The sequence below is a fragment of the Pseudomonas sp. LAIL14HWK12:I10 genome (assembly GCF_900184205.1).
Taxonomy (GTDB): Bacteria; Pseudomonadota; Gammaproteobacteria; order Pseudomonadales; family Pseudomonadaceae; genus Aquipseudomonas; species Aquipseudomonas kermanshahensis.
In genome coordinates, this window is sequence record NZ_FXWU01000008.1 from 223,363 (window position 1) to 246,366 (window position 23,004).

The 23,004-nt window shown below is 60.8% G+C and carries 18 protein-coding genes; 13 read left to right on the forward strand and 5 right to left on the reverse strand.

Features of this window, described 5'->3' with window-relative positions; all coding sequences use genetic code 11:
* Positions 1-35: 35 nt before the first annotated feature.
* The 4 genes from QOS90_RS19235 (at position 36) to ilvA (ending at position 4,480) form a co-directional block, all read left to right on the forward strand.
* Positions 36-737 carry a response regulator gene (locus QOS90_RS19235; protein ID WP_027596751.1) on the forward strand — a complete coding sequence of 234 codons (702 nt, stop codon included), beginning with the start codon at positions 36-38 and terminating at the stop codon, positions 735-737.
* 6 nt (positions 738-743) lie between these two features.
* Complete coding sequence (locus QOS90_RS19240) at positions 744-2,045, forward strand: ATP-binding protein (RefSeq protein ID WP_027596752.1); 1,302 nt, start codon at positions 744-746, stop codon at positions 2,043-2,045.
* 259 nt (positions 2,046-2,304) lie between these two features.
* Entirely contained in the window at positions 2,305-2,736 is a 432-nt protein-coding gene (locus tag QOS90_RS19245) for a PACE efflux transporter (protein ID WP_027596753.1), read from the forward strand.
* A gap of 181 nt (positions 2,737-2,917) precedes the next feature.
* Positions 2,918-4,480: a threonine ammonia-lyase, biosynthetic gene (gene ilvA / locus QOS90_RS19250; RefSeq protein WP_027596754.1), complete on the forward strand. Its 1,563-nt coding sequence runs from the start codon at positions 2,918-2,920 to the stop codon at positions 4,478-4,480.
* Between the two features lie 121 nt (positions 4,481-4,601).
* Here the strand turns inward: ilvA and QOS90_RS19255 are convergent, their stop codons facing one another.
* Positions 4,602-5,783: a DUF8534 domain-containing protein gene (locus QOS90_RS19255; protein ID WP_027596755.1), complete on the reverse strand. Its 1,182-nt coding sequence runs from the start codon at positions 5,781-5,783 to the stop codon at positions 4,602-4,604.
* A 317-nt stretch (positions 5,784-6,100) separates the two neighbouring features.
* On the opposite strand from QOS90_RS19255, the gene QOS90_RS19260 reads away from it, so the two are divergent.
* The gene (locus QOS90_RS19260; RefSeq protein WP_256215394.1) at positions 6,101-6,319 is read left to right on the forward strand and encodes an RHS repeat-associated core domain-containing protein; all 219 of its coding nucleotides are present in this window, start codon (positions 6,101-6,103) and stop codon (positions 6,317-6,319) included.
* 132 nt (positions 6,320-6,451) lie between these two features.
* Here the strand turns inward: QOS90_RS19260 and QOS90_RS19265 are convergent, their stop codons facing one another.
* Both QOS90_RS19265 and QOS90_RS19270 read right to left on the reverse strand, forming a co-directional pair.
* Positions 6,452-6,919: a VOC family protein gene (locus QOS90_RS19265; RefSeq protein WP_027596756.1), complete on the reverse strand. Its 468-nt coding sequence runs from the start codon at positions 6,917-6,919 to the stop codon at positions 6,452-6,454.
* A gap of 109 nt (positions 6,920-7,028) precedes the next feature.
* Positions 7,029-8,648, reverse strand: coding sequence for an NADP-dependent glyceraldehyde-3-phosphate dehydrogenase (locus QOS90_RS19270; protein WP_085273389.1), 1,620 nt, complete (start codon positions 8,646-8,648; stop codon positions 7,029-7,031).
* A 150-nt stretch (positions 8,649-8,798) separates the two neighbouring features.
* Between QOS90_RS19270 and QOS90_RS19275 the strand changes: the two genes are divergently transcribed.
* Positions 8,799-10,277, forward strand: a complete 1,479-nt coding sequence (locus QOS90_RS19275) for a putative bifunctional diguanylate cyclase/phosphodiesterase (RefSeq protein WP_085273388.1) — start codon at positions 8,799-8,801, stop codon at positions 10,275-10,277.
* A 20-nt stretch (positions 10,278-10,297) separates the two neighbouring features.
* Here QOS90_RS19275 and QOS90_RS19280 read toward each other — a convergent pair whose 3' ends face one another.
* Complete coding sequence (locus tag QOS90_RS19280; protein ID WP_256577419.1) at positions 10,298-14,029, reverse strand: leucine-rich repeat domain-containing protein; 3,732 nt, start codon at positions 14,027-14,029, stop codon at positions 10,298-10,300.
* Positions 14,030-14,457: 428 nt separating this feature from the next.
* Here QOS90_RS19280 and QOS90_RS19285 point away from each other — a divergent pair, with 428 nt between their 5' ends.
* From QOS90_RS19285 to QOS90_RS19315, 7 genes are all read left to right on the forward strand, one after another.
* Positions 14,458-15,612, forward strand: coding sequence for a GNAT family N-acetyltransferase (locus QOS90_RS19285; RefSeq protein ID WP_085273386.1), 1,155 nt, complete (start codon positions 14,458-14,460; stop codon positions 15,610-15,612).
* Between the two features lie 43 nt (positions 15,613-15,655).
* A complete protein-coding gene (locus tag QOS90_RS19290) occupies positions 15,656-16,774 on the forward strand; it encodes a glycosyltransferase 61 family protein (RefSeq protein ID WP_085273385.1) in 1,119 nt (372 codons plus the stop codon).
* 410 nt (positions 16,775-17,184) lie between these two features.
* Complete coding sequence (eppA, locus tag QOS90_RS19295; RefSeq protein ID WP_077068395.1) at positions 17,185-17,361, forward strand: EPS-associated small membrane protein EppA; 177 nt, start codon at positions 17,185-17,187, stop codon at positions 17,359-17,361.
* 347 nt (positions 17,362-17,708) lie between these two features.
* Positions 17,709-18,266: a polysaccharide biosynthesis/export family protein gene (locus QOS90_RS19300; protein ID WP_085273384.1), complete on the forward strand. Its 558-nt coding sequence runs from the start codon at positions 17,709-17,711 to the stop codon at positions 18,264-18,266.
* 23 nt (positions 18,267-18,289) lie between these two features.
* Positions 18,290-19,405, forward strand: a complete 1,116-nt coding sequence (locus tag QOS90_RS19305) for a hypothetical protein (RefSeq protein ID WP_085273383.1) — start codon at positions 18,290-18,292, stop codon at positions 19,403-19,405.
* A gap of 20 nt (positions 19,406-19,425) precedes the next feature.
* Positions 19,426-20,985, forward strand: coding sequence for a GumC family protein (locus QOS90_RS19310; protein ID WP_085273382.1), 1,560 nt, complete (start codon positions 19,426-19,428; stop codon positions 20,983-20,985).
* Between the two features lie 11 nt (positions 20,986-20,996).
* Complete coding sequence (locus QOS90_RS19315; RefSeq protein WP_027596764.1) at positions 20,997-21,803, forward strand: CpsD/CapB family tyrosine-protein kinase; 807 nt, start codon at positions 20,997-20,999, stop codon at positions 21,801-21,803.
* 134 nt (positions 21,804-21,937) lie between these two features.
* Here QOS90_RS19315 and galE read toward each other — a convergent pair whose 3' ends face one another.
* Positions 21,938-22,906: a UDP-glucose 4-epimerase GalE gene (gene galE, locus QOS90_RS19320; protein WP_085273381.1), complete on the reverse strand. Its 969-nt coding sequence runs from the start codon at positions 22,904-22,906 to the stop codon at positions 21,938-21,940.
* Between the last annotated feature and the right edge of the window lie 98 nt (positions 22,907-23,004).

The window sequence follows — 23,004 nt, forward strand, 5'->3', positions numbered from 1 at the left end:
ATCCTGCCTGGACTTCCTCTTGTGTCAAAGCGCTTATGCCAAACCTTTTATTGGTCGAAGACGACAGTGCCTTGTCCGAACTGATCGCCAGCTACCTGCAACGCAATGATTTCCATGTCCAGGTGATCGCCCGCGGCGACCACGTGCTGGACGCGTTTCGCCGGCAAAAGCCCGACCTGGTGATCCTCGACCTGATGCTGCCCGGCATCGATGGCCTGCAACTGTGCCGCTTGCTGCGCCAGGAATCGCAGAGCTTGCCGATCCTTATGCTGACCGCCCGTGACGACAGCCACGATCAGGTGCTGGGCCTGGAGATGGGCGCGGACGATTACGTGACCAAGCCCTGCGAGCCCCGTGTGCTGCTGGCCCGTGTGCGCACGTTGTTGCGCCGCAGCAGCGTCAATGAGCCACGCCTGGACAGCGATTTGATCCAGATCGGTGGCCTGCGCATCGACCTGGCCGAGCGCACCGTGAGCTGGCGCGGCGAAGAGGTGGAACTGTCCAGCGGCGAGTACAACTTGCTGGTGGTGCTGGCGCGCAACGCGGGCGAAGTGCTGAACCGCGACCGCATTCTGCAGCAACTGCGCGGCATCGAGTTCAACGGCACCGACCGTTCGGTGGACGTCGCCATCTCCAAGCTGCGCCGCAAGTTCGACGACAGTGCTGGCGAGGCGCGCAAGATCAAGACCGTGTGGGGCAAAGGCTACCTGTTCAGCCGTGTCGAGTGGGAGTGCTGACCGAGCATGCTGAAGATCCTGGTGCGCCTGTACCTGTTGATCATCGTCGCCTACGCCGGTGCGCTGCTGTTCATCCCTGACTCCATCGTCGGCCTGTTCCATGAACGCTTCATGGCGTACAACCTGGACCAGACCAAAGGCGTGCAGTCGCTGATCGTCCGCCAGTTCCACCAGGCCCCGCAACAGCAGTGGCCAGCGGTGGAGCGAGACCTGGCCAATGCCTTCGCACCGCTTGAGGTCAAGCTGCTGCGCATGGACCAGGCCGACCTCAGCGCGGATGAACAGGCCCGGCTGGAACATGGCTTGTACGCCGTGCGCATCGCAGACTGGGGTTATTACGAGACGGTGCTGGCACCGCTCGACAAGGACTGGCTGGTGCGCCTGCATGCGCCGCCTGATCCACTGGACATCAACGTGCTGTCCTGGGGCGTGACGGTGTTGATCGGTGCAGCCATGCTCGGCTGCCTGTTGCTGTGGGTGTGGCCGCACTGGCGCGACCTGGAGCGGCTCAAGGAAACCGCTCGACGCCTGGGTCAGGGGCAGATGGCAGAACGTACGCACATCTCGCCGCACTCGAACATCGGTGAGCTGGCCGGGGTGTTCGACACCATGGCCAGCGACCTGGAACGCCACGTCAACCAGCAGCGCGAGCTGCTCAATGCCGTGTCCCACGAGCTGCGTACCCCGCTGACCCGCCTTGACTTCGGCCTGGTGCTGTTGTTCGACGAAGTGCCGGCTGCCAGCCGCAAGCGGTTGTTGGAGCTGGTTGGCCATGTGCGTGAACTGGATGAACTGGTGCTGGAGCTGTTGTCCTACAGCCGTTTGTACAACGCCGACCAGGCGCGCGAGCGGGTCGAGGTATCGCTGCTGGAGCTGGTAGACAGCGTGCTGGGCAGTTTTGCCGAAGAGCTCGACAGCCGTGGCATCCAATGGGAAGTGCGGGCCGAGCGTGAACTGCCACGCTTTGTACTCGACCCCCGGTTGACCGCGCGGGCCGTGCAGAACCTGGTTCGCAACGCCATGCGATATTGCGACGAAAGCCTGCTGCTGAGGTTGCGGCTCGAGGATGACGGTGCCTGCCTGCTGACGGTCGAGGATGACGGGATTGGTATCCCGGTCGAGGAGCGTGAGCGGATTTTCCAGCCGTTCTACCGGTTGGACCGTAGCCGTGATCGCAATACCGGTGGGTTTGGCTTGGGGTTGGCAATCAGTCGACGCGCCATCGAAGGGCAGGGGGGCACACTGACGGTGGCGCAATCGGCGCTGGGTGGGGCGCAGTTCAGGATTCGTTTGCCGGCGGGTGGGTAGGTTGGCTGTGCCGGCCCGTTCCCACAGGAACGCACACTTTTGAAGTGAGGCGGCGAGCCTATGGGAGCGGGCTTGCCCGCGAAAGGCCTAGCCTGCTAGCTGCTGCTTTCGGCGAAACGACTCGTCCACAGCACGAACCAAACCTTGCCGCTAGCCTCACGCCCATGCGCCGCAGTGCCGGTTTGCCCGCGCGCATCGCACTGGTACTCTTGTGGGCCAAATCGTGTCGTTTGGCAGATCGTATTTCAGGGAGTTGAACATGCAAGGCAAGGCCCGCAAGATCGTCCAGGCCATTCTTTACGAAGCCATCGCCGTTGCCTGCGTGGCACCCGCGCTGGAACTGGCGTTTGGCGCCGGGATGGCTCAGTCGGCGGTGTTGTCCGTCCTGATGTCGGGGATCGCCATGAGCTGGAACATGGCATTCAACTGGGGTTTCGAGCGTTGGGAGGCGCGTCAGCCGCAACGCGAACGCACCTTCATGCGCCGGGTCTTGCATGCCTTGGGCTTTGAAGGCGGGCTGGTGGTGATTCTGCTGCCGCTGGTGGCGTGGTGGCTCGATGTCAGCCTGTGGGCGGCCTTCTTGACCAACCTGGCGCTGTTCGTGTTCTTCTTCGTGTATGCGTTCGTTTTCCAGTGGGGGTTCGACAAGGTGTTCGATGTGCCGCTTTCGGCGCAGCAGGCAAAGTGTTGACTTGCTGCCCTGCGGCGGGATAAGTTCCTACCCCATGAATACCTTCCCGCATGTGAACGCCATTATTATTACCGCCATTATCAGTTTGGCGGGCTAGCGCGTACGTGCACCTAACCCGCCCTGGAGGCGGGTTTTTACTCTCTGACTCCTGGGCAACGTGAAAATAGCCAAGGAGTCATCGATGACCAGCTTCAGCGCCAACCTGCGTACCCCTGTCACGCCACAGCAACTGCTGTCGGAACAGGTACGGCGTATTCTCGCCGCACCGGTGTACGACCTGGCCATCGAAACGCCGCTGCAGGCAGCGCCAGCACTGTCCGCCAGCCTGGGTAACCAGGTGTTGCTCAAGCGTGAAGACCTGCAACCCACCTTCTCATTCAAGATCCGCGGTGCCTACACCCGCCTGTCACGGCTGACGCCCGCCCAGCGCGAGCGCGGGGTGATCACCGCGTCCGCCGGCAACCATGCCCAAGGCGTGGCGCTGGCGGCTTCGCACCTGGGGCTGAAAGCCACCATCGTCATGCCAACCACCACGCCCTCGTTGAAAGTGGAGGGCGTGCGCTCGCGTGGTGGCCATGTGGTGCTGCACGGTGAGAGCTTCCCCCATGCACTGGCCCACGCCCTGCAATTGGCCGACAGCGAAGGTGCCACCTTCGTACCGCCGTTCGATGACCCAGACGTGATCGCCGGTCAAGGCACCGTGGCCATGGAGATCCTGCGCCAGCGCCCAGGTGCACTGGATGCGATCTTCGTCCCGGTGGGCGGTGGTGGGTTGGTGGCGGGCATTGCGGCCTACGTGAAATACCTGCGGCCCGAGGTCAAGGTGATCGGCGTCGAGCCGGAGGACTCCAATTGCCTGCAGGCGGCCTTGGCCGCGGGCGAGCGGGTGATCCTGCCGCAAGTCGGCACCTTTGCCGATGGCGTGGCGGTGGCGCAGGTCGGTGCTCACTGTTTTGAGCTGTGCCGGCACTTCGTCGATGAAGTGATCACCGTCAACAGCGACGAACTGTGCGCAGCAATCAAGGACATCTACGACGACACCCGCTCGATCACTGAACCTTCCGGTGCCCTGGCCGTGGCCGGCATCAAGAAATACGTGGCCCGCGAAGGCGTGCAGGGCCAAACCCTGGTGGCGATCGACTCCGGGGCCAACGTCAATTTCGACCGCCTGCGCCATGTGGCGGAGCGGGCCGAGCTGGGTGAACAGCGCGAGGCGATCATCGCCGTGACCATCCCTGAGCAGCCAGGTAGTTTCCGCGCATTTTGCCAGGCACTGGGTAAACGCCAGATCACCGAGTTCAACTACCGCTATTACCCGGGCAAGGAAGCGCGTTTGTTTGTCGGGGTGCAGACGCACCCGCTGCACGACCCTCGGGAAAACCTGCTGACCAACCTTGCCGAGCAGGGTTACAGCGTACTCGATCTGACCGACAACGAACTGGCCAAGCTGCATGTGCGCCACACTGTGGGTGGGCATGCTGCGCCGGGGGCGGATGAGCGTGTGCTGCGCTTCGAGTTCCCGGAGCGGCCAGGGGCGCTGTTGGGGTTCCTGGAGCGGTTGGGCAAACGCTGGAACATCAGCCTGTTCCATTACCGTAACCATGGTGCAGCGGAGGCGCGGGTATTTGCTGCGCTGGAAGTGCCAGGGGATGAGCTGGCGACGTTGCCGCAGACGCTGGATGAGATGGGCTACCGTTATTGGGATGAGACCGAAAACCCAGCATACAAGCTATTTCTGGGGTGACCTGTAGGAGCAGCCTTGCGCTGCGAAGAGGCCGGCGACAGCACCCTTGATCTTGGTTATGTTCACTGGCCTCTTCGCAGCGCAAGGCTGCTCCTACAGGTTGCGCGTAGCGCTGGGGTGCTTAGCGCTCACGCATAAAGAAGCCCGCCACATACTTGCGGAAGGTTTCCAGGCTCTTGAAGTCGGCATAGCGCTTGAAGTTCTCGGCATCCGGCTCCGGGCCAATTGGCTGCTCCAGTAGCGACACCGAAAGCACCCGGTCCTGATCCGAGGTCAGCACCAGCTCATCCATCACCTGCCCGCCGATCACCGGTCGACGCATCTGGACCTTCACGCCTTTGCTGGCCATCCAGTCGATCAGCGACACCAACGCCTTGAGTGGCTCACGCTCTTCATCGCGGTACACCGGGAACAGGTGGGCGCGTGACAGCACGGGCACGCTGGCGACATGGATCAGCTCGTAAAAGTGGCTGCCAGCACTAGCAGGCGAATACAGCGCCAACGCCAAGAGCGGCCCGGCTGCACGGCTGCCTCCCCAATACAGGTGGTGGCCCTGGAAGTCGAACCCGTCCTCGCTGCGGCTATTGAACAGCTTGCGCCCTTTGATCTGGTCGACGCAGTCCAGCATCAGGCCATGTCGACGATGATTGCCGAACACCGTCGCCTCGCGCAGGCGGGCCTTGAGCATCATCATGTGCTTCATGTCCAGCCGGGTTTCCAGGTAGTTGCTGGCCGGTACCCGCTCTAGCAGCGGGTAGCGGCTGGCGACGCTGCGCAGCTCGGCAAACTGCCCGGTGAGGTCTTTTTTCAGGTGGGTGGCGTAGAGGTTCAAGCCGCTGATCTCGATCCAGGTCAGCAGCAGCGACAACAGCCGTTGTTGTTCGCGCCGGTCAGTGCCCTCACTGCCACTGTTGTCCTGGGCCGGGCGAAAGTCACCGATCAGGCGCAATGGCGTATCAGGTGGCAGCCAGGCCGCAGGTGGGGCGGGGTCGTCTTCGCGTTCTGCAGCTTCACGCTCGTCCTTGGTGAACGGGCAGCCAGGCGCATGCTCGGCAGTGCCTGGGTTGTTTTTCAGGAACAGCGTGCCGGTGTTGCCGTTGAGGGTCACGTTCAGCACCGGCAGCGCGTCCTTGCGGCAGTCGCAGGCCAGCCATTGGTTGGCGTTACGCACCTTCATCAGCAACTGGTTGGCCTGCAGCAGGCGAGGGCCAGCGAGCGTGCCTGTGTTGAAACCGACCAGCAGCTCTTCTTCAGCGGGGGTCAGGCTGCGGACCTGCGCGGCGGTCTTATCGATGATTCGCATTAAGGGGCAGCTCCAAGCTACGAGCCTCAAGCTTCAAGCAAAGTTGAGCCGCTTTCAACCAGTTGAGTCATGTTTGCTAGCCTGGCTGGCGTTGCGGTGGATCTTCCTTTGGCCGGAGTGCCTCGCAACAAGCCAGTAGCAGTTCAGTGCCGCTTAGCTTCAGATTTGGGTACTGTCAATTCTACGAGTTGAAGATGAGCGGGTGACGCTTCAGCATGCGGCCTAAGCAAAGAAACTAATCGGAGACGTTTGCGAAGTTCCGATTGGACGATAAACGAACGCTATGAGGGGCGTATGGCCAAATGAAAAAAACAGCAATGCTTGCTTACGGGGGGCTTTGGCCATCTGTAAATCTTTTACAGGCTTACAACGGTGAACGCTCGGACCGGGTGACGGAACGTTATCCACTGGGCAACGGCTACCGAAACTACAGCCCTCAGATTATGCGGTTTACAAGCCCCGACGGGCTTAGCCCTTTTGGCAAAGGGGGGAGGAATGCATGCATACCGCCAGAAAGACCCAATGAACAGCGTTGATCCGTCGGGACACTTCATCGTGGCCTGTTCGCCTGTATCCGGTGAGGGCAAAAGGCCCTCCACCGGATGTTTCCCGCAGGCGCATCACAAGACAGAGGCGCGACCAATCAGAGCGGGTACAAAACGCGCCGCTCAGTGACCACTGAACATCTGCGCGGCGCGGGCGCGAATCTCGTCAGGGCTGAGGTCCTCCTTGTGGGTCGAGACGAACCAGATATTGCCGAACGGGTCCTTGAGGGTGCCGCTGCGGTCGCCATAGAACTGGTCCGTCACTTTGCGCAGCTGGGTGGCGCCGCATGCCAGGGCCTGGGCATAGACCTTGTCGCAGTCTTCGACATACAGGTGCAGGCCTACCGCCGCGCCCGGGAGTTTCTGGCTGGCGGTAAGGCCACCTTCCATGTCGCAGGGGTCGCCGAGCATCAGCGACGAATCGCCGATTTTCAATTCAGCATGCCCCACGCGACCGCCCGGGGCGTCGAGGCGGAACATCTCGACCGCGCCAAAGGCTTTCTTGTAGAACTCGATGGCCTTGGCGGCGTCGTTGATGCCCAAGTAGGGGGTGATGCTGTGCTGGCCTTCGGGGATGGGTTTGGCTGCCATGTTCGCTCTCCTTTGAAACGGGCGCCGGTTGGCGCCTTTTTGCTTAGAGTCGTTTGCACAGATGGAAAATCGACAGTGGCGCTAGACCGATTTTCTATAACGGCGGCCGTCAGAAGATGTAATCGGTGGTCAGGAAACTCGATTGGCGATTGCGGATGATCTCGCTGATCAGCGTCTTGTTGGCCTCCTGGAACTTGGTCGCCACCAACGTACGGATCGAGAACACGCGCAGGGCGTCATGCACCGACAAGGTACCTTCGGCACTGTTCTTGCGGCCGTTGAACGGGTAAGTATCTGGCCCGCGCTGGCACTGCGCGTTGATATTGATGCGGCCGACCTGGTTGGCAAAGGTGTCCACCAGGCTGCCGATGGTCGCTGGGTCGTTGCCGAACAGGCTCAGTTGCTGGCCGTAGTCGGAGTCGAGCACGTAGTCAATGACGGTTTCCAGGTCGCGATAGGGCACCACTGGCACCACTGGGCCGAACTGCTCCTCGTGGTACACGCGCATGTCATGGCTCACCGGGTACAGCAGGGCGGGGTAGAAGAACGAACCGCGGCTTTGCCCACCGCCCTCGTTGATGACCCGAGCGCCCTTGGCCGTGGCATCGGCCACCAGGCCATCGAGGTAGTCGACCTTGCCCGGTTCCGGCAGTGGTGTCAGCGCCACACCGGGTTCCCATGGCATGCCAGGTTTGAGCGTGGCGAGTTTGCGCTGGAATTTTTCCAGGAAGGCGTCGACTACGTCTTCGTGGACGAACAGTACTTTCAGCGCCGTGCAGCGCTGGCCGTTGAATGACAGGGCGCCCGTCACGGCCTCTTCGACCGCGTTGTCCAGGTCGACTTGGGGCAACACGATGCCGGGGTTCTTGGCGTCCAGGCCCAGGGCCGCGCGCAGGCGGTGCGGGCGCGGGTGTAGTTTTTTCAGGTCGCTGGCGGCCTTGTGGGTGCCGATGAAGGCGAACACATCGACCAGGCCGCTGGCCATCAGCGCGCTGACGGTTTCGCGGCCGCGGCCATAAATGACGTTGATCACCCCCGGTGGGAAGCTGTCGCGGAAGGCTTCGAGCAACGGGCGGATCAGCAATACGCCAAACTTGGCCGGCTTGAACACCACGGTGTTGCCCATGATCAGCGCCGGGATCAACGTGGTGAACGTTTCGTTCAGGGGGTAGTTGTAGGGCCCCATGCACAATGCCACGCCCAGGGGGGCACGGCGGATCTGGCCGAGGGTGCCCTGTTCGAGCTCGAAGCGGCTGGAGCGGCGGTCGAGGTCTTTGAGCGCATTGATGGTGTCGACGATGTAGTCGCAGGTGCGGTCGAACTCTTTTTCCGAGTCCTTGAGGTTCTTGCCAATCTCCCACATCAGCAACTTGACCACGGCCTGGCGCTGCTCGCGCATGCGCGCCAGGAAGCTTTCGACGTGCTGTATGCGTTCGGCAACGCGCATCGTCGGCCAGGCGCCACGGCCCTTGTCGTAGGCCTGCACGGCAGCGTCGAGCGCGGTGAGGGCGGTGTCGGCGTCAAGCAGCGGGGCACTGCCGAGAATGACCTGGCGCTCGCCGTCGGCTTCCTTCAGCCAGACCGGGCTGCGCACCGTGGCCAGAGGGCCGTCCCAGCGCCTGAGCTGGCCGTTCACCAAATAGTCGCGTTGTTCCAGGGGAGCTTCCAGGCGCCAGGTGTCGGGGATGTTCTCGGCGGTCGGGAAAAGTGAATCGAGCAGACGGTCCATGGGTACTGCACCTCACATATCTGAGCGGAGTTCGTGCCAGGTGAAACGCTTCAGCTTCGAGCATGCACCGGTCACAGGAAAAACACCAGTCTGGCTCAACATTGCCTGCACTGCGCCGATACAGAGCTAACCCGGTGCGTCAGCAGGCCTATGATCACTTCCATTCCCCCAAGCGACGATACACAGACGACCGCACTGCTGGCTTCGCCCTTGTTCTGGTTGGCGTTGGCCGCCATCGGCCTGCTCGGCCTCTGTGTCGTGCGGCTCAACGGCAAGCAGCGCCAACTGCAGCAGCATAACCACGAACTGCGCCGGTCACAGGCACAGTTCGAACGCCTGGCGCACTACGACACCATTACCGGGTTGCCCAACCGGGTGCTGTTCCAGCGGCAACTGGCCGAGGCCATCGACAAGGGGCATGGCCTGGCCGTGCTGATGCTCGATATCGACGGGTTCAAACAGGTCAATGACAGCCTTGGCCACGCGATGGGCGACCTGCTGCTGCAACAAGCCACCGCGCGCTTCCTGCAGGAGCTGGACCTGCACGACCGCGTCTGCCGCCTGGGCGGTGACGAGTTCGTGTTCATGCTCCAGGGCACACAGGGCCAGGTAACCCACCAGTTGCGCCATGTGCTGCGGTGCCTGCAGCGGCCGTTCGACCTCAAAGGTAACGCTGCATTGGTCACCGGCAGCATTGGCCTGGCCTGGTGCCCGCAGCATGGCGAGGATGTCGACAACCTGCTGCGTCACGCCGATACCGCCATGTACGCCGCCAAGGAAAGCGGGCGCAATACCTGGCGGGCGTATCACCCGGACATGACTGCGCGCTTGCAGCAACGCCTGGAATTGGAGCGCAACCTGCGGCGTGCGCTCAACAATGATGAATTCGAACTTTGGTACCAGCCCAAGGTGGACCTGTTCAGCGGCAAGCTGGAAGGTGTCGAGGCGCTGCTGCGCTGGCGCGACCCCCAAGCAGGCCTGGTGTCACCGGCCGAGTTCATCCCCTTGGCAGAGCGTACCGGGTTGATCATTCCCTTGGGCGAGCGCGTGCTGGAGCTGGCCTGTGCGCAGCTGGCAACCTGGCGTCGGGATGACTGCCTGCCCGGGCCGTTGGCGATCAATGTCGCGGCATTGCAGATCGAGCGCAGCGACTATGTATCGAGCCTGGCGATGGCCCTGGAGCGTCATGGCCTGGCCGCCAATCTGCTGGAGGTGGAGATTACTGAAAGCCTGTTGATGGAAAGCCAGCAGCAGGCCTGCGCGGTACTCGCGCAACTGCAGGCCATGGGCGTGGCCACTGCGGTGGATGACTTCGGCACCGGTTATTCGTCGCTGGCCTACCTGCGTGCGCTGCCTATCGACCACCTGAAGATCGACCGCGCGTTCATCAAGGACCTGCCCGCAGACGATGATGCGGTGGCCATTGCCCGTGCCATCATCGACCTGGGGCATGCCTTGGGTTATCGCATTACTGCCGAAGGCATCGAAACTCAGGAACAGTACGATTTTCTGCGCAATGCCGGCTGCGATCAGGGGCAGGGCTACCTGATGGGGCGGCCGATGCCGGCCGCCGAGTTGCAAAGCTGGATAGCGCGTAACCCGCGTAGGCAGCGCCTGTCACTTGGGTAACAGGCGCTTTTCGCCGCTCGCTACAGGGGAAGGCGGAACAGATTGTGCGGCGGGTGCATCAACCACTCCTGGCGTAGCACGGGGTCAGCATCGATGGCTGCCAGACGCCGCCAGAACTCCGCGCGGGCTTGTTGCGGGCGAGCTATGAAAAAATCGTTTTCAAGCAACGGCCTGAGGTCGCGACGGTACTGAAGTGGCAAGCGTTGCCACAGCGCAGCCTGTTCCGGTCCCGTCCCCTCGAAGAACTCTGCATAGTCCCCCTCACACACCAGCAAATCGACTTCATGGGCGACATTGTAAGCATCGACCTGGGCCAGCATGCCTTCGCTCAGCCACTCACTTTCCAGGCACAGGGCTTCGGCGGACGGGCCGGGGATGTTGAAACCTACCGGCAGCCGCTGGAACTGGTTGCCAGACAGGTCCAGGACGAGCGGTTCGGTAATGACGTCCAAGCCAAGGGGCAGCTCGGTCAGCCCACACTCGGACAGGAACAGGGTTTTCAGGTGTTCAAGCCCGTGCAGGTCTGGCGCCTCCAGCAGCGGGTTGCCCGACAGGTCCAACACGATAAGCCCGGCGCACTGGTTCAGGGTTACCTGGTTGCGGTTGTCCCAGGTGATGCGGTTGTTGTCCAGATCAAGCCAGGTCAATCGATCGGGGTTGGCCACACGGGGCAGGGCGTCGAAACGGCAATTGGACAGCAACAAGCGTTTCAATTTGGGAAAGCGCTCCAGGAGCTCTGCAGGGAGCTGGCTGAGTGCAGGGTTGCTGTGCAGCGATACGTGCTCCACATGGGTGAAGTCGTCCGGCAGAGCCAGGCTGGCCAGGTCCTGGTTTTCCAGTTCGAGGCCGGAGAGGTCGAGGCTGGCAATCCGGCCCCCGCCTGCGAGTGGCACGCTCGACAGACGCCGCCAGGCGTTGATGATTGGGCGGATCGCCCGCTGGCGTTGGTGCGGGCGTTGAGGGTCGGGGCGGGCCCATTCCTGCAGGTTGCGGCGCAAGGTATCCAGGCGTTGTTGCAGGTCGCGCAGCCTTTGTGTCGGTGAGCGAAGGTCATTGTCTTCAGGGTCGCTTCCGAGTACATCTTCGATTTCCGAATCAGTGGCATCGGGGTACAGGCGGCGATAGGCGCCGGCCAGTGAACCTGTGTGGCGCGGGTGCGGGGCTTGCGGGTCGAGTGGGCGACCTCCACGCAGTTGAACTGAGCGGGCGCGACGCCTGGCGCGAGGCCCCCACAGGCGCTGTGCAAGGTCATCTCGGTTGTCGTTGACCCAAGCCAGGACGCGCTGGCGTAACGTACGCCCATCGGCCTGGACAATCGCCAGCGCGTCGCGCTGGATGTGCGGCAGTGCCTGCTCCACAGCGCGGCACAGGTCCATGTCCCGCGTGGCGGGGGCAGGGCGCTGCCCCAGGTCAGCCTCATAGCCTTCTGCGCTTTTGATCACTCGGCAGGTACGGCCTGCTGAGTTGCTGCCGATATGTTCAAGCAGAGGGCCTTCGGGGCTCCCCGCACGTAGCTCCAGGCGAACATCGCGCGGCCAGTCGGGCAAGCCATCAAGGGCACTGAACAGCAGGCGTTCGCTACCGGCATCGGCCCGAGCGGGAACGAGCACGCCTTCCACGGCACGTACCAGCGGCAGTTCGCTGTGCGTGTGTTCAACCTGCTGACGCAGCCAGGCCGGTAACACCGCGTCGTTTTCCCAGGCGAGGGATTGCGCGGCGCTCAGGGGCGCCAGCAGACGCCTGGCGAGTACGGCCGACAGGCGAGGGTAGGCTTCCAGCAATCTGCGTGTTGCCGGTTCGATGGGCGCATCGCCGTTATACAACCGTTCGAACAGGTTGCCCGGCGCGTCGTTGCCCAGCGCAACCACCTTCGCTTGCGCGGCCATACGTTGCAGGGTGTCGAGCAGCAAAGCCGGTGGCGGCTGCCCTTCGAGGTGCACGCGGCGCAGGTACGCGGCATCGGTCCCACACATGCGGCCAGCCAGCTCAAGTTGTTCGGGTGTGAACGCTGCGTAGTTTTCCCCCAAGCGGCGAGCCAGTATTGCGAAGGACCACTGTGATGGCTGTTCATGGCTTGCGCGCCAGGCACCCTGTTGATTGTGCTCCAGAGGCGGCTGCCAAGCGTCCTGCGCGTGTGGGTGCACAAGCCGCCACTGCTGTGTCTGCGTGTCCAGGCGCTGTTCGTAGAGGTGGCCATCCATGCGAATGAAATACCGGCCATCGTGCAGGTACTGGCCTTGAGCATTGGCGTGCACGCTCTGCGGCAAGTCAAGGGGGCTGCGATAGGGTGTGAGGTCTGCCTGCCAGAGCCGGTAGCGGCCATCGGGCTTGCGAACTTCCTGCAGGCTCTCCAGCAGCGGGCTTTTGAACAACTTCGGCACCACGTGGCCAGCGACCACCAACCCGCCGATCAGGGCCAGGTTCAGGCCGACCGCCTCCAGGTGACGCAATGCCAGGTGGCGGTCACCCTGATGCCAGGCCTCATAGCCTTCGTACACTTCGCCAAGCAGTTGGCACGCTGTCACCGCCAGCATCAGCGTGCCCACGGCGGGGATGAAGAAGCCGGCCAGGTTGAGCGCGTCCATGCCGAGGTCTTCCCACGCTTGCAGGCGGTTTGCCCGCGCCGTGGCGTCGGCTTCGGCGGTCGGCACCGCCAGCTGGCGAGCTTCGCGCTTGAGGCGGTCAAGGTGCAGCGCCTGATAAAAAGCAAAAGGTTCCTCGGTGATTGCCAGCCGTGTGGGGCGCAAATCCGCCTCAGGGGCCCGCTGCCATGCCTTGTCGTTGTCAGAAGCGCCTGAGGCGTCAAGGTTTTGGTGCAGCAAGTCAAGAAAGTGTTGCTGCTGACCCTGCTCCACGTACGCCATGAACGCCTGCCGGTCGGTGGGTTCCAGCAGCAGGGCCGCCAGTGCCTCGTGTACAGCCTCAAGGTCGGCGCATTGACGCAGGGCCTGGTCGTGGCCTGGCAAATAGAGCAGCAGCCCGCTGATGCCGGTGTCGATCAGCATCACCTCATGCAAGGTGATACCGAACAGCGCCAGTTGCCAGCAAGGCATCTCGTTGCCCTGCAGAAACAGGTCGACCTGGTCGCGCGCGGTGCCGGTGAGCACATGACGCATGTAAGCCAGGTCGGCGGCCAGGCGCAGCCTATCCTTGTACACGGCGATCGCCTGTTCGCGTACGTGTGGCTTAGCGAAATGTTGCTGCAGATGGGCCTGGTATTGCTGCCCCAAATCGAGCGAACGGCACAGTGCGGCGAAGCCAGCGGGTGTGAGCGGCAGCCGCTCCACCTGGTAGCGCTCCGACACCAGCGGGAAGTGCGCTGGGGGTGTTTGCGGGCCCAGTACTGTGGTGCCCCGTACCTGAACGGGTGTGACCTGGATCGTGTGGCTTGGTGCAATGGCGCTCTGGGCGCTGAAGCGTTCGTCATCGGCAAAGTTCTGCAGCGCGGCCTGCAGCAGCGTGTCACGACGATGACTGTTCAGGTAACGCATGCCTGCCCAATGCCAGGTGCTTTCTACCCGAAGCAGTTCGGTGCCACGAAGCGGGGCGCTGCACCCGTGTTCGGCAAGGCGTGCCGTCAGCCGGGGCTCAGCGAACGCAGTGATTTGCTCAAGCCCCTCAAGGGCCCGGGCCAAGGTGCTTTGCGAGCGCAGCAGGCGCGACTGGCTACGCTGCACGGCCTGGCGAAGATCGGGGGCGGCGTTGGCAAACCAAGCCTGCGTGTAATAGGCCGGTAGTTGGCTTTGCCTCAAACTGTGCCATTGAGACGGGGCTATTGAGTGTGCCCAGGTGGGCAATTGTGTTTCCAGTAGCGTTTGATGCGGTTCGAGCGTTGAAAGGGTTGGCATGTCGATGCTCCTTTATGAGGAGAGAGCATCAAACGGTATTGGTTAATAACCAGGTGGTAACCCGGTATTGCCTGCAACTCAACAGGCGTCATGTGTTAGCGTCACACGATCATCAAAATAAAAAGCGTTTTTTGACGTCATAAAATAGATTGGCATGCTGTCAAAGTGCCGCTTGCCAAACCGTTGCCTGGCATCTTAAATTGTTACTGAATGTGAGAGTGAAGTTTCGATAGTAATCTTTTGTATATCAGTGCGTTGGGTGTGTTTATTACAGCTAATTATGATCTTGTTCTGATCTGCCCATAGACAACATCAAAGGACGTCGAAGAAGAATGAAACAGCACTTGGCAGCGGTGGCACGAAAACTCATCTCTCCTTCGACGCGCTACGAGATCAGGCTGCTTGCCAGCCAAGTCCGCGAAGTGCTTGGCCGAGCCTGTGTCTGGCGGTGGGAGGTCACCAGGTTCAGGCTGCAGCAGGAAAGCCCCTACGAAATCCTCTACATCGGGCGCAAGCAGCAGCGCGAGATGGCAAAGCTGCTGATTGGTGGCAAGGCTCCGGGCAACGCTCCGGTTGCCGGCAGCAGTGCAGAGCCAGACGCGTCGAACCATGTGGTGGTGGTGAGTGAAATGCCCACCACAGGGGCGTTGTCCGTGCCGCACTACCTGAGTGCCGTGGTACCACTGGGGCGAACGCTGGATGACATTACCGCCCGCTACGACAGCGAGCTGCGCCGTAGCATTCGCAAGAACCGGCCGCTTTATCAGATGAGGCAGACGCTGTCGGATGAAGAAATCGCAATGGCTGACAGCCAGTTACTGCGCCCCTATGCCACGGCCAGGCAGGGTATTCATGCTGCGCAGTTTCCCACGGATGATGTGTTCCGCATTGCCAAGAGCGTCGGGCGCCTGGACCTCATCACCTTGGGCGACGAAGTGATCGGTTGCCACCTGGGTTGTGAAGTCACGCGCGGTGGCAAGCGCTACTGGAGCACCCTGCGTTTTGGTTATAGCGAAGCGGTGTTTTCAGATGCGAAAAAACTGCGTGAGGTGAACTCCATCACCACCTTCATGGCGCTGGAGTGGGCGTTGCAACATGGCTTCGATTATTACGACATTGGCCTGTGCCTGGCGCGGCCGGATGACGGTTTGCTGAAGTGGAAAAGAAGGCGCGGTGGCGACATTGATTCGTTGGGCAACCACGCCTACCTGTTCGTGCGGCTACCCAAGACCGGGACGGCGAAATTTCTATGGGAAACGCCAATGTTCGCGGTTGAAGGCGACAAATTGACACTGCACCTGGGCTTGCCGGACGGGCCGAGCGATGAAGAGGTCGCCAGCCGGTACCACGAGATGGTCTTTGGCGGCCTGCACAAGATCTACCTCTATGGTGACCAACGTTCGGGCGAGTCGTTTATCGAGACCTTGCGCACGCGTTACGCCAATTTACAGTCGCCGCCGACGATGGAAAGGATCACATCCAACTGAGTCGTTCAAAGGCTTGTGACCACGCCACCCCGGGGAGCACTTCATGGGCAGCGATATCTCCAAATTCAGCGCACCGTCTGCCGGTAAACGGCATAAGTGGACCCTTGCCGCGTACAAATACATGGCGCGCAAGCGGCTCGCACGTAATTCTGCCATCGACCTGAAAAGCATCGCGTCAAAAAGCTGGGATATCGCGCCTGGTGAAACAACAGTTTCCCCGCCCGCCTTCTATTTGCCCAATCAGCTGGAGCGGGTGACGGGGTGGGAGGCAAAGCGCTTTTACCCCTACGTGCATCCCGCCCGCACGATGGAGGGTGGGCTCAGCGTGGCGCAGGGCCCTACACGAGGGTACCTGATTAAGGACGTGTGGTTGGTCGATGGCGCGCTCTACAAAGGCAAGGCCAGCCACTGGTTATCCTTGAAACCGAGCACCTTCCCGCGGGTTGTGGTGGAGCACGAGATCGAGCGCGCGGCCATCTACTGCACGCAAAATGGTAACTCCTGGTTTGGCACCTGGTTGATGGAAGACTGCGTCACCTATGCCCTGGCCTGCAACGAGGGCGTACCGGTGACCACTGCGCCCTCTGCGCGCTACCCACTGTTTACCCAGGCGCCGGCTTATGAAGACTGGCTGGGCATGAAGCCCCTTCGTTTGCGCAGTGCGTTTTTCCGTGAGCTGGTGCTGTTCGACGACCAGAGCAACAATCAAAGCCGCCACTTGCGCTACCGGGCCATGGGCGAAAAGCTGCTGTCGCATGTGCCCCACGAACCACACCCCGGTGTGTTCATATTGCGTGGTGGCGACGGCGACTTGCGCTTCCTGCGCAATGAAATGGCCGTAGCAGAGCACTTGCGCACGCACTGGGGCTTTCGCATTGTCGACCCGCTGAAAACCGACGTGCCGAGCATTATCGCGGCGTGCGCGGGCGCCAGAGTGGTGGCCGGGGTCGAAGGTAGCCAGCTGGTTCATGGCGTGAACGTGCTGCAGGCCGGCGGCTCAGTGTTGACGTTGCAGCCACCGAACCGTTTTGTCAGTTATTACAAATACCTGACAGACCGCGACCAGCAGCACTTTGGCTTTGTGGTGGGCATGCCGGAAGGCGATGGGTTCAGGATCGACATCGATGAGGTGGAGCGCACCCTGGATTTGATGCCGGTGTAGCTACCGGCCAAGCCTCAGGTAAACGCGCCAGATTTCGGTTCGGAAGGCCAACCATTAGCATTTGGTTTCTCGGCGATGAAACGCAAGTGCTTGCTTCCTTCACGTCTTCGATTGATCAGCAATCACGATAGCGCCAGCCGCCGGGGTCTCCTGTGCGGCTTCTATGGCAGAAAAGTTCGCTATATCAGCGCCTTACACTTAATTGACCATTACCTGGCAGTACCGAGAAATGCTTGCAGTTTATGTGTGACGGCATTTTGACGAAGCCACCCCTTGCTCATTGAATTTTATTATGGTGTCGGATCATTGACGTAGTGTCATTGTGCCCATAAGCTCAAATCAACAGCGAGGAAGTCTCCCGCTAAACCCACCAATAAATATTTTTATTATCCTCTTTATAGGAGGGGGTTATGCGCTCGACACTGTTCATTAAATCAATATTCTTGTTGGTGCTTTTAAGTGGCGCGGCGCGCGCTGCTGATTCGTATGTCAATCAAAACAGTGTCATTCCTGTCGCAACGGCAGGGTGGTTCTTCGCCTTTGCAGTCATCGGTTTTGTTGCCGTTGCCAATAGAAGAAAGATTTAAACGTTCTCGCGTGGCAAAGGTAATAGGGGGCTTTAACAGTTGATCAATTACGGGGCTTTTTTGGGCTGTCGGTAAATTGACGTCTGAGGTTTGTTGTTGATGGCTTCGCAGCCGCTGACAGCTTGTCAATTTTCCAACTGTTGCTATATTCCAGTGGCGACTCATCGCCATTAGCCGTAGGGTGTCGCAGCGGACGGGTCAGGCAGGGTGTCGAGGTGTCAAGGTACAGGGCCTCCAGGAAGGTTGAGGCCATCGCAGCAGGCAGTGCGGTTGCGAAGTGGAGCGAGAGTTGGTGTGCCGTTCTCATTCAGTGCTCTTTGTCAGGCCAGTAGGCCGGAGGGACCCTCATGGTACGTTCATTGTGTTCCGCTTTTTGCGTGCTGATGCTGTGGTCTGGTACCGGCAACGCGGTCGAAAATAGCGCAGCTTATCGGCTCAGCCCTGGCGATGTGGTGATGGTGTCCGTCTGGCAAGAGGAGAGCCTGCGTCAAGAAGCCACCGTGCTACCCGATGGCAGTATCACCTTCCCCTTGGCAGGGCGGATCGATGTCGCCGGCCTTGATGTCACGGCCGTTGAAAAACAGGTCGCTGCCAAACTCGAAAAATTTCTCCCCGACCCGAACGTCAGCGTTGTCGTCAAAAGCATCGCCGGCAACCTTGTGTACGTGCAGGGCAAAGTGATCAAGCCTGGGCCCGTACAAATGGCGGGGCCCACGGCCGTATTGCAGGCTTTGAGCATGTCGGGTGGTTTGGACAAATTCGCTGACGAAAGCGACATCAAGGTGGTTCGCGGCCAGGGGGCTTCCCAACGGATTCTGCCCGTGAGATATAAGGACCTGGTTTCCGGGCGTGACATGTCCACCAACATTCAACTTCAGGCTGGCGATACGCTGGTCGTTCCTTGATCTTGCCTTAATAAGAACACTTAATGCCTCTTCTTAGAACAACTAGCATTGCAACGGCAATCATGGTCTTGCCGTTTACGGACGCGGTCCAGGCAGCAAATTGGCAGTCATCGGTGGTGGTACCGACCTCGGTCGAATACGACAGCAACCCGTTGTTGCTGTCGTCTGAAGAAAAGGGTGTGACGCGCACCATCATTGCGCCCGACTACACCCTTGTCGGTACCTTCGACCGCGACGAATTACGGTTGGGTCTTGGCATGCACGTGTTGCGTTCTTCAGACACGGACATCGTCGACGACCGCGAAGACCCCAATGTAAGCCTGGGCTGGCAACGCGACACCGAGAAAGGGCGTTTTGGCCTGGTGGCTCAGTACAACGAAAGCTCTACGTTGTCCGGCATTGTCCAGGACACCGGTGTGGTAACCACCGACGGCACGCAGAAGCTGTATACGCTGGCAGGCAATTGGAGCAGCGCCATCACCGCGCGCAGTACGTTGTCCAACGAAACCAAGTACAGCCGAGCGCGATACGACATCAACACGCTGACCGGCTACAACGAGCTGGGCAACGTGACGACCTGGACCTACGCCTGGAACGAGCGGGCCGATGTGTATACCCGGTTTGGGGTGAGGCGCTATGAGCCCGAACAGGACCTTACTGCGACCGCCTCTAACAGCTACACCCCTGCAGTTGGGGTGAAGTATCAGTTCTCCGAGCGCCTGAGTGCCGATGCGCACGTTGGCGTCAACCAGGTGTCCGGCTCTGAAGGCGGTCGGCGTGGGGAGGGCGGGGCCTCGCTGCTGTATACCGGGGTGCGTTCCGACCTCAGCTTGAGTGCCGAACGCAGCACGGTCGCCAGCGCGGAGGGTGGTTTTGCCGAGCTCGACATGGTACGCGGTATCTACAGTTACGCGGTCAACGAGCTGACCCGCGTCGGCGCCGATGCCACCTGGCAAGACAGCAAAGGGCAAACCCCCAACACACTGCAAATGTACAGTGTCTGGGCCAGCCGGGAATTTTCGCCTTTTTGGGATCTGCGCCTATCGTTGATGTACAAGGAGCGGCGGCAGGACGATGCACCCACTGCGGACGCAACAATTGTTGGTTTGACGTTGACGTATAGGTACCCCGACCTCTGAACTTCAGCCTGGTGGCCTTTATGAAGTCTGACTACGAGCTTTCCCTTAAAGATTACATCGCCATCATCAAGGATAGGGCCCTGTTATTAGGGATCAGTATCGTAGTCATTCTTGCCGCGACCGTGGTGGTCGCGGTCAGCGTGCCACCGATCTATCAGTCCACCGGGACCATTCTGGTGGAGTCGCAACAGATCTCCCCCGAGCTGGTATCGGCGAACAACAACAGCTTTGCCGATGAGCGCATCGAGGTCATTCGCCAGCGCGTCATGACCCGCGAGAACCTGCTGCGGATCATCGACAAGTACAGCCTGTTCGCTGACAAGCGGCTCAGCGAAAGCGACAAGATCGACCAGATGCGCAATGCCATCGTGGTCGCTACCCTCAGCACGTTCGTAAGAGGGCGGGGTGAGGCCACGGTCGCATTCAATGTGTCCTTCGAGCACAAGCAAGCGCAGGTGGCCAAGGATGTCGCCAACGAACTGGTGACGCTGTTCCTCAACGAAAACCTCAAGCAGCGCACCGAGCGCGCCAACGAAACCACCGAATTCCTGACCCAGGAAGCCAACAAGCTGGGTGCCGAGCTTGCCAGCCTGGAAAACCAGCTGGCGGACTTCAAGCAAGCCCACGCCAATGCCTTGCCTGAGCACCAGTCGCTGCGCATGAGCATGCTGTCGCGTTCGGAGCTGGAGTTCAGGGAGGTCGACCGCGATTACAAGACCGCGCAAGAGGAACTGCGTTACCTGGAGCTTGAATTGTCGGCGGCCAATGCCGGCTTGACCACCAAGGCTGACGGTACCCGGCCGTCCAGTGTCGACCAGCCACAAGACCTGCCCAGCCTCAAGGCCGAGTACGCCCGGCTGCTGACCAAATACAAGGACGCGCACCCGGACGTGGTTGCGGTCAAGCGCAAGATCGATGCCCTGCAAGCCAGCGGCGGCGGCAGCAAGGCTGCGTCGTCGGTCAGCCTGGATGTGGCGCGGGTGCGTGCGCGGATTGGCGCGGCCCAGGAGCGCATCACCTCACTGGCGGAGCAAAAGCGTGAGCTGGTGAAGAAAATGGAAGGCTACGAGGCGGAGATTCTTGAAGCCCCGCAAGTGGAGCGTGGCCTGGTCACCTTGATGCGCGACCACGACAACGCGCGCAAGAAGTACGAAGAAATCCGTGCCAAGGAAATGGGCGCGAAAATTACCGAAAGCCTGGAACAGGAAAACAAGGCAGAGCGTTTTGTGCTGCTGGAGCCACCGCTGCTGCCCGAAAAGCCGATCAAACCCAACCGCAAGAAAATCGCCGCCCTGGGCCTGGTGCTGGCACCGGCAGGCGGTGGCGCGTTGGTGATGCTGTTGGAAATGCTCAATCAACGGGTACGGGGTGTAGGGGCGCTAGAGAGCGTGTTGGGCAAGCGTGTGCTGGTGACGGTGCCCTTCATCACCACCCAGGCGGAACTGGCAAAGCGTAAACGCTGGCGCAACCTGCTGATCCTGGCGGTGCTTGTGCTGATTGCTATGATGGTAGTGCTGGTGCACGTGTTCTACATGCCGTTGGATGTGTTGCTGTTCAAGGCTATGGCGCGGTTTGAATAGGGAAAGCAGTGATGGACAGGATCAAGCCGGTAGTTGGCAATGGTATTCATCAAGTTTCTCCAGGTGCTGCCCAGGCACCGCAAACCGCCCACGGGGCGGAGCCTCCAGAAGTGCCAGGGCAATTCGATTACGTGAAGACCAAGGTGGTGCCGTTGCGTGCGGAGCACCTTGAGCGCAATCGGATTGTCGCGTTCAACAAGAACTCGAACATGAGTGGGCCGATCGACCTGTTGCGCACGCAGGTGCTGCAGGCGATGGAGGAAAACGGCTGGCGTACCTTGGCCATCACCTCGCCAACACCCGAGGCGGGCAAGACGGTGCTGGCGATCAACCTGGCCATGAGTATCGCGCACCATACGACCAAGACGGCGCTGCTGGTGGACTTCGACCTGCGTCGCCCCAAGGTCGGCAGCAGCCTGGGCTTGCCGATGGAAAAGGCCCTCAACGAGTTGTTGTCTGACCAGGCCGGGCTCGAAGAGGTGTTGGTCAACCCCACGTTGCCGCGTTTTGTCGTGCTGCCGACGCGGGTGCCTATTCCGATGTCTACCGAAATGCTGTCCTCCCCCCGGGTGAACAACCTGATCAGCGACTTGCGCAGCCGCTATGAGTCGCGCATCTGCATCTTCGATTTGCCGCCGTTGTTGAGCTCAGACGATGCAATCACCGTGATGCCCAAGTTCGACTGTGTGTTGTTGGTCGTCGGCAACGGCATGAACAGCAAGCAAGAGATCGAGGAATGCCTGCACCACCTGGCGACGGTCAACCTGATTGGCACGGTGTTGAACAAGGCGGATGAGAAGCCGCGCACCTATTACTGACTATTCTCTATCGAGTGTAGGAGCAGCCTTGTGCTGCGAAGAGGCCTGTGAAAACATAGCGAATCTTCGCTGCTGTCACCGGCCTCTTCGCAGCACAAGGCTGCTCCTACACCCGATAGTGAATAGCCGCATGATTACGGCCGATGCCACGGGTACTGCAACTCCCACCCCCAGGCATGCGCCACGATCTGCTCCAGCGATGCATACGCTGGCCGCCAACCCAACACACTCATCGCTTTGCCTGCATCCGCCACCAACCTGGGCGGGTCACCCGCGCGGCGGGGGGCATCGAGTGTGAGTATCTGCCGGCCCGTCACTGTGCGGGCGGTATCGATCACTTGCTGCACTGAAAAGCCCAGGCCATTGCCCAGGTTGAACGCCGTGCTGGGGCCGCCAGCGACCAGGTAGTCGACCGCCAACGCATGTGCCGAAGCCAGGTCGGCGACATGCACATAATCACGAATACAGGTGCCATCGGCGGTGTCGTAATCCCGGCCAAACACCGTGACCGCCTCACGCCTGCCAGCGGCCGCCTGGAGGATCAACGGTATCAGGTGGGTTTCCGGCTCATGGCGCTCGCCCAGCTCCCCGTCAGGGTCAGCCCCTGCGGCGTTGAAGTAGCGCAGGCACACCGACTTCAGCCCGTAAGCACGGTCGAAGTCCTCGAGTATCTGCTCGACCATCCACTTGCTGAGCCCATAGGGGTTGATCGGTGCCTTGCCATGCGCCTCGTCGATGGGCACATACAGCGGGTTGCCGTAAACGGCAGCGCTGGAGGAAAACACCAGCCGCTTGATGCCCGCATTCACCATCGCCTGCAGCAATGTCAGGGTGGCCGCTACGTTGTTCTGGTAATACTTGCCAGGGGCGCAAACCGACTCGCCCACCTGAATGAACGATGCGAAGTGAAAAACCGCATCGAAGCGGCACTCGGCGAACAGCACATCCAGCGCCGGCTCGTCGGCAATGTCGAGCTTGGCCCATTGCACCCCAGACCCTGGCGACACAAGGTCCGCCACCACCACATCATGGCCCGCGGCCAGCAAGTGCTTGACCATGTGCGAACCGATATAACCTGCGCCACCGACAACCAGAAACTTCATCCGTGCCTCCTGGACTCTGCTGTTGTACAGACGCCGCGGGTCGTCCCTGAATCGAACAGGTGGGAGTATCAGCTACAGGTCTCTTGAGACTGTAGATG

Bases quoted from the DNA above. Each gene is read 5' to 3' on its own strand.
- QOS90_RS19235 (WP_027596751.1), top strand. From the start codon at position 36: ATGCCAAACCTTTTATTGGTCGAAGACGACAGTGCCTTGTCCGAACTG.
- QOS90_RS19240 (WP_027596752.1), top strand. From the start codon at position 744: ATGCTGAAGATCCTGGTGCGCCTGTACCTGTTGATCATCGTCGCCTAC.
- QOS90_RS19245 (WP_027596753.1), top strand. From the start codon at position 2,305: ATGCAAGGCAAGGCCCGCAAGATCGTCCAGGCCATTCTTTACGAAGCC.
- ilvA (WP_027596754.1), top strand. From the start codon at position 2,918: ATGACCAGCTTCAGCGCCAACCTGCGTACCCCTGTCACGCCACAGCAA.
- QOS90_RS19255 (WP_027596755.1), bottom strand. From the start codon at position 5,783: ATGCGAATCATCGATAAGACCGCCGCGCAGGTCCGCAGCCTGACCCCC.
- QOS90_RS19260 (WP_256215394.1), top strand. From the start codon at position 6,101: ATGCTTGCTTACGGGGGGCTTTGGCCATCTGTAAATCTTTTACAGGCT.
- QOS90_RS19265 (WP_027596756.1), bottom strand. From the start codon at position 6,919: ATGGCAGCCAAACCCATCCCCGAAGGCCAGCACAGCATCACCCCCTAC.
- QOS90_RS19270 (WP_085273389.1), bottom strand. From the start codon at position 8,648: ATGGACCGTCTGCTCGATTCACTTTTCCCGACCGCCGAGAACATCCCC.
- QOS90_RS19275 (WP_085273388.1), top strand. From the start codon at position 8,799: ATGATCACTTCCATTCCCCCAAGCGACGATACACAGACGACCGCACTG.
- QOS90_RS19285 (WP_085273386.1), top strand. From the start codon at position 14,458: ATGAAACAGCACTTGGCAGCGGTGGCACGAAAACTCATCTCTCCTTCG.
- QOS90_RS19290 (WP_085273385.1), top strand. From the start codon at position 15,656: ATGGGCAGCGATATCTCCAAATTCAGCGCACCGTCTGCCGGTAAACGG.
- eppA (WP_077068395.1), top strand. From the start codon at position 17,185: ATGCGCTCGACACTGTTCATTAAATCAATATTCTTGTTGGTGCTTTTA.
- QOS90_RS19300 (WP_085273384.1), top strand. From the start codon at position 17,709: ATGGTACGTTCATTGTGTTCCGCTTTTTGCGTGCTGATGCTGTGGTCT.
- QOS90_RS19305 (WP_085273383.1), top strand. From the start codon at position 18,290: ATGCCTCTTCTTAGAACAACTAGCATTGCAACGGCAATCATGGTCTTG.
- QOS90_RS19310 (WP_085273382.1), top strand. From the start codon at position 19,426: ATGAAGTCTGACTACGAGCTTTCCCTTAAAGATTACATCGCCATCATC.
- QOS90_RS19315 (WP_027596764.1), top strand. From the start codon at position 20,997: ATGGACAGGATCAAGCCGGTAGTTGGCAATGGTATTCATCAAGTTTCT.
- galE (WP_085273381.1), bottom strand. From the start codon at position 22,906: ATGAAGTTTCTGGTTGTCGGTGGCGCAGGTTATATCGGTTCGCACATG.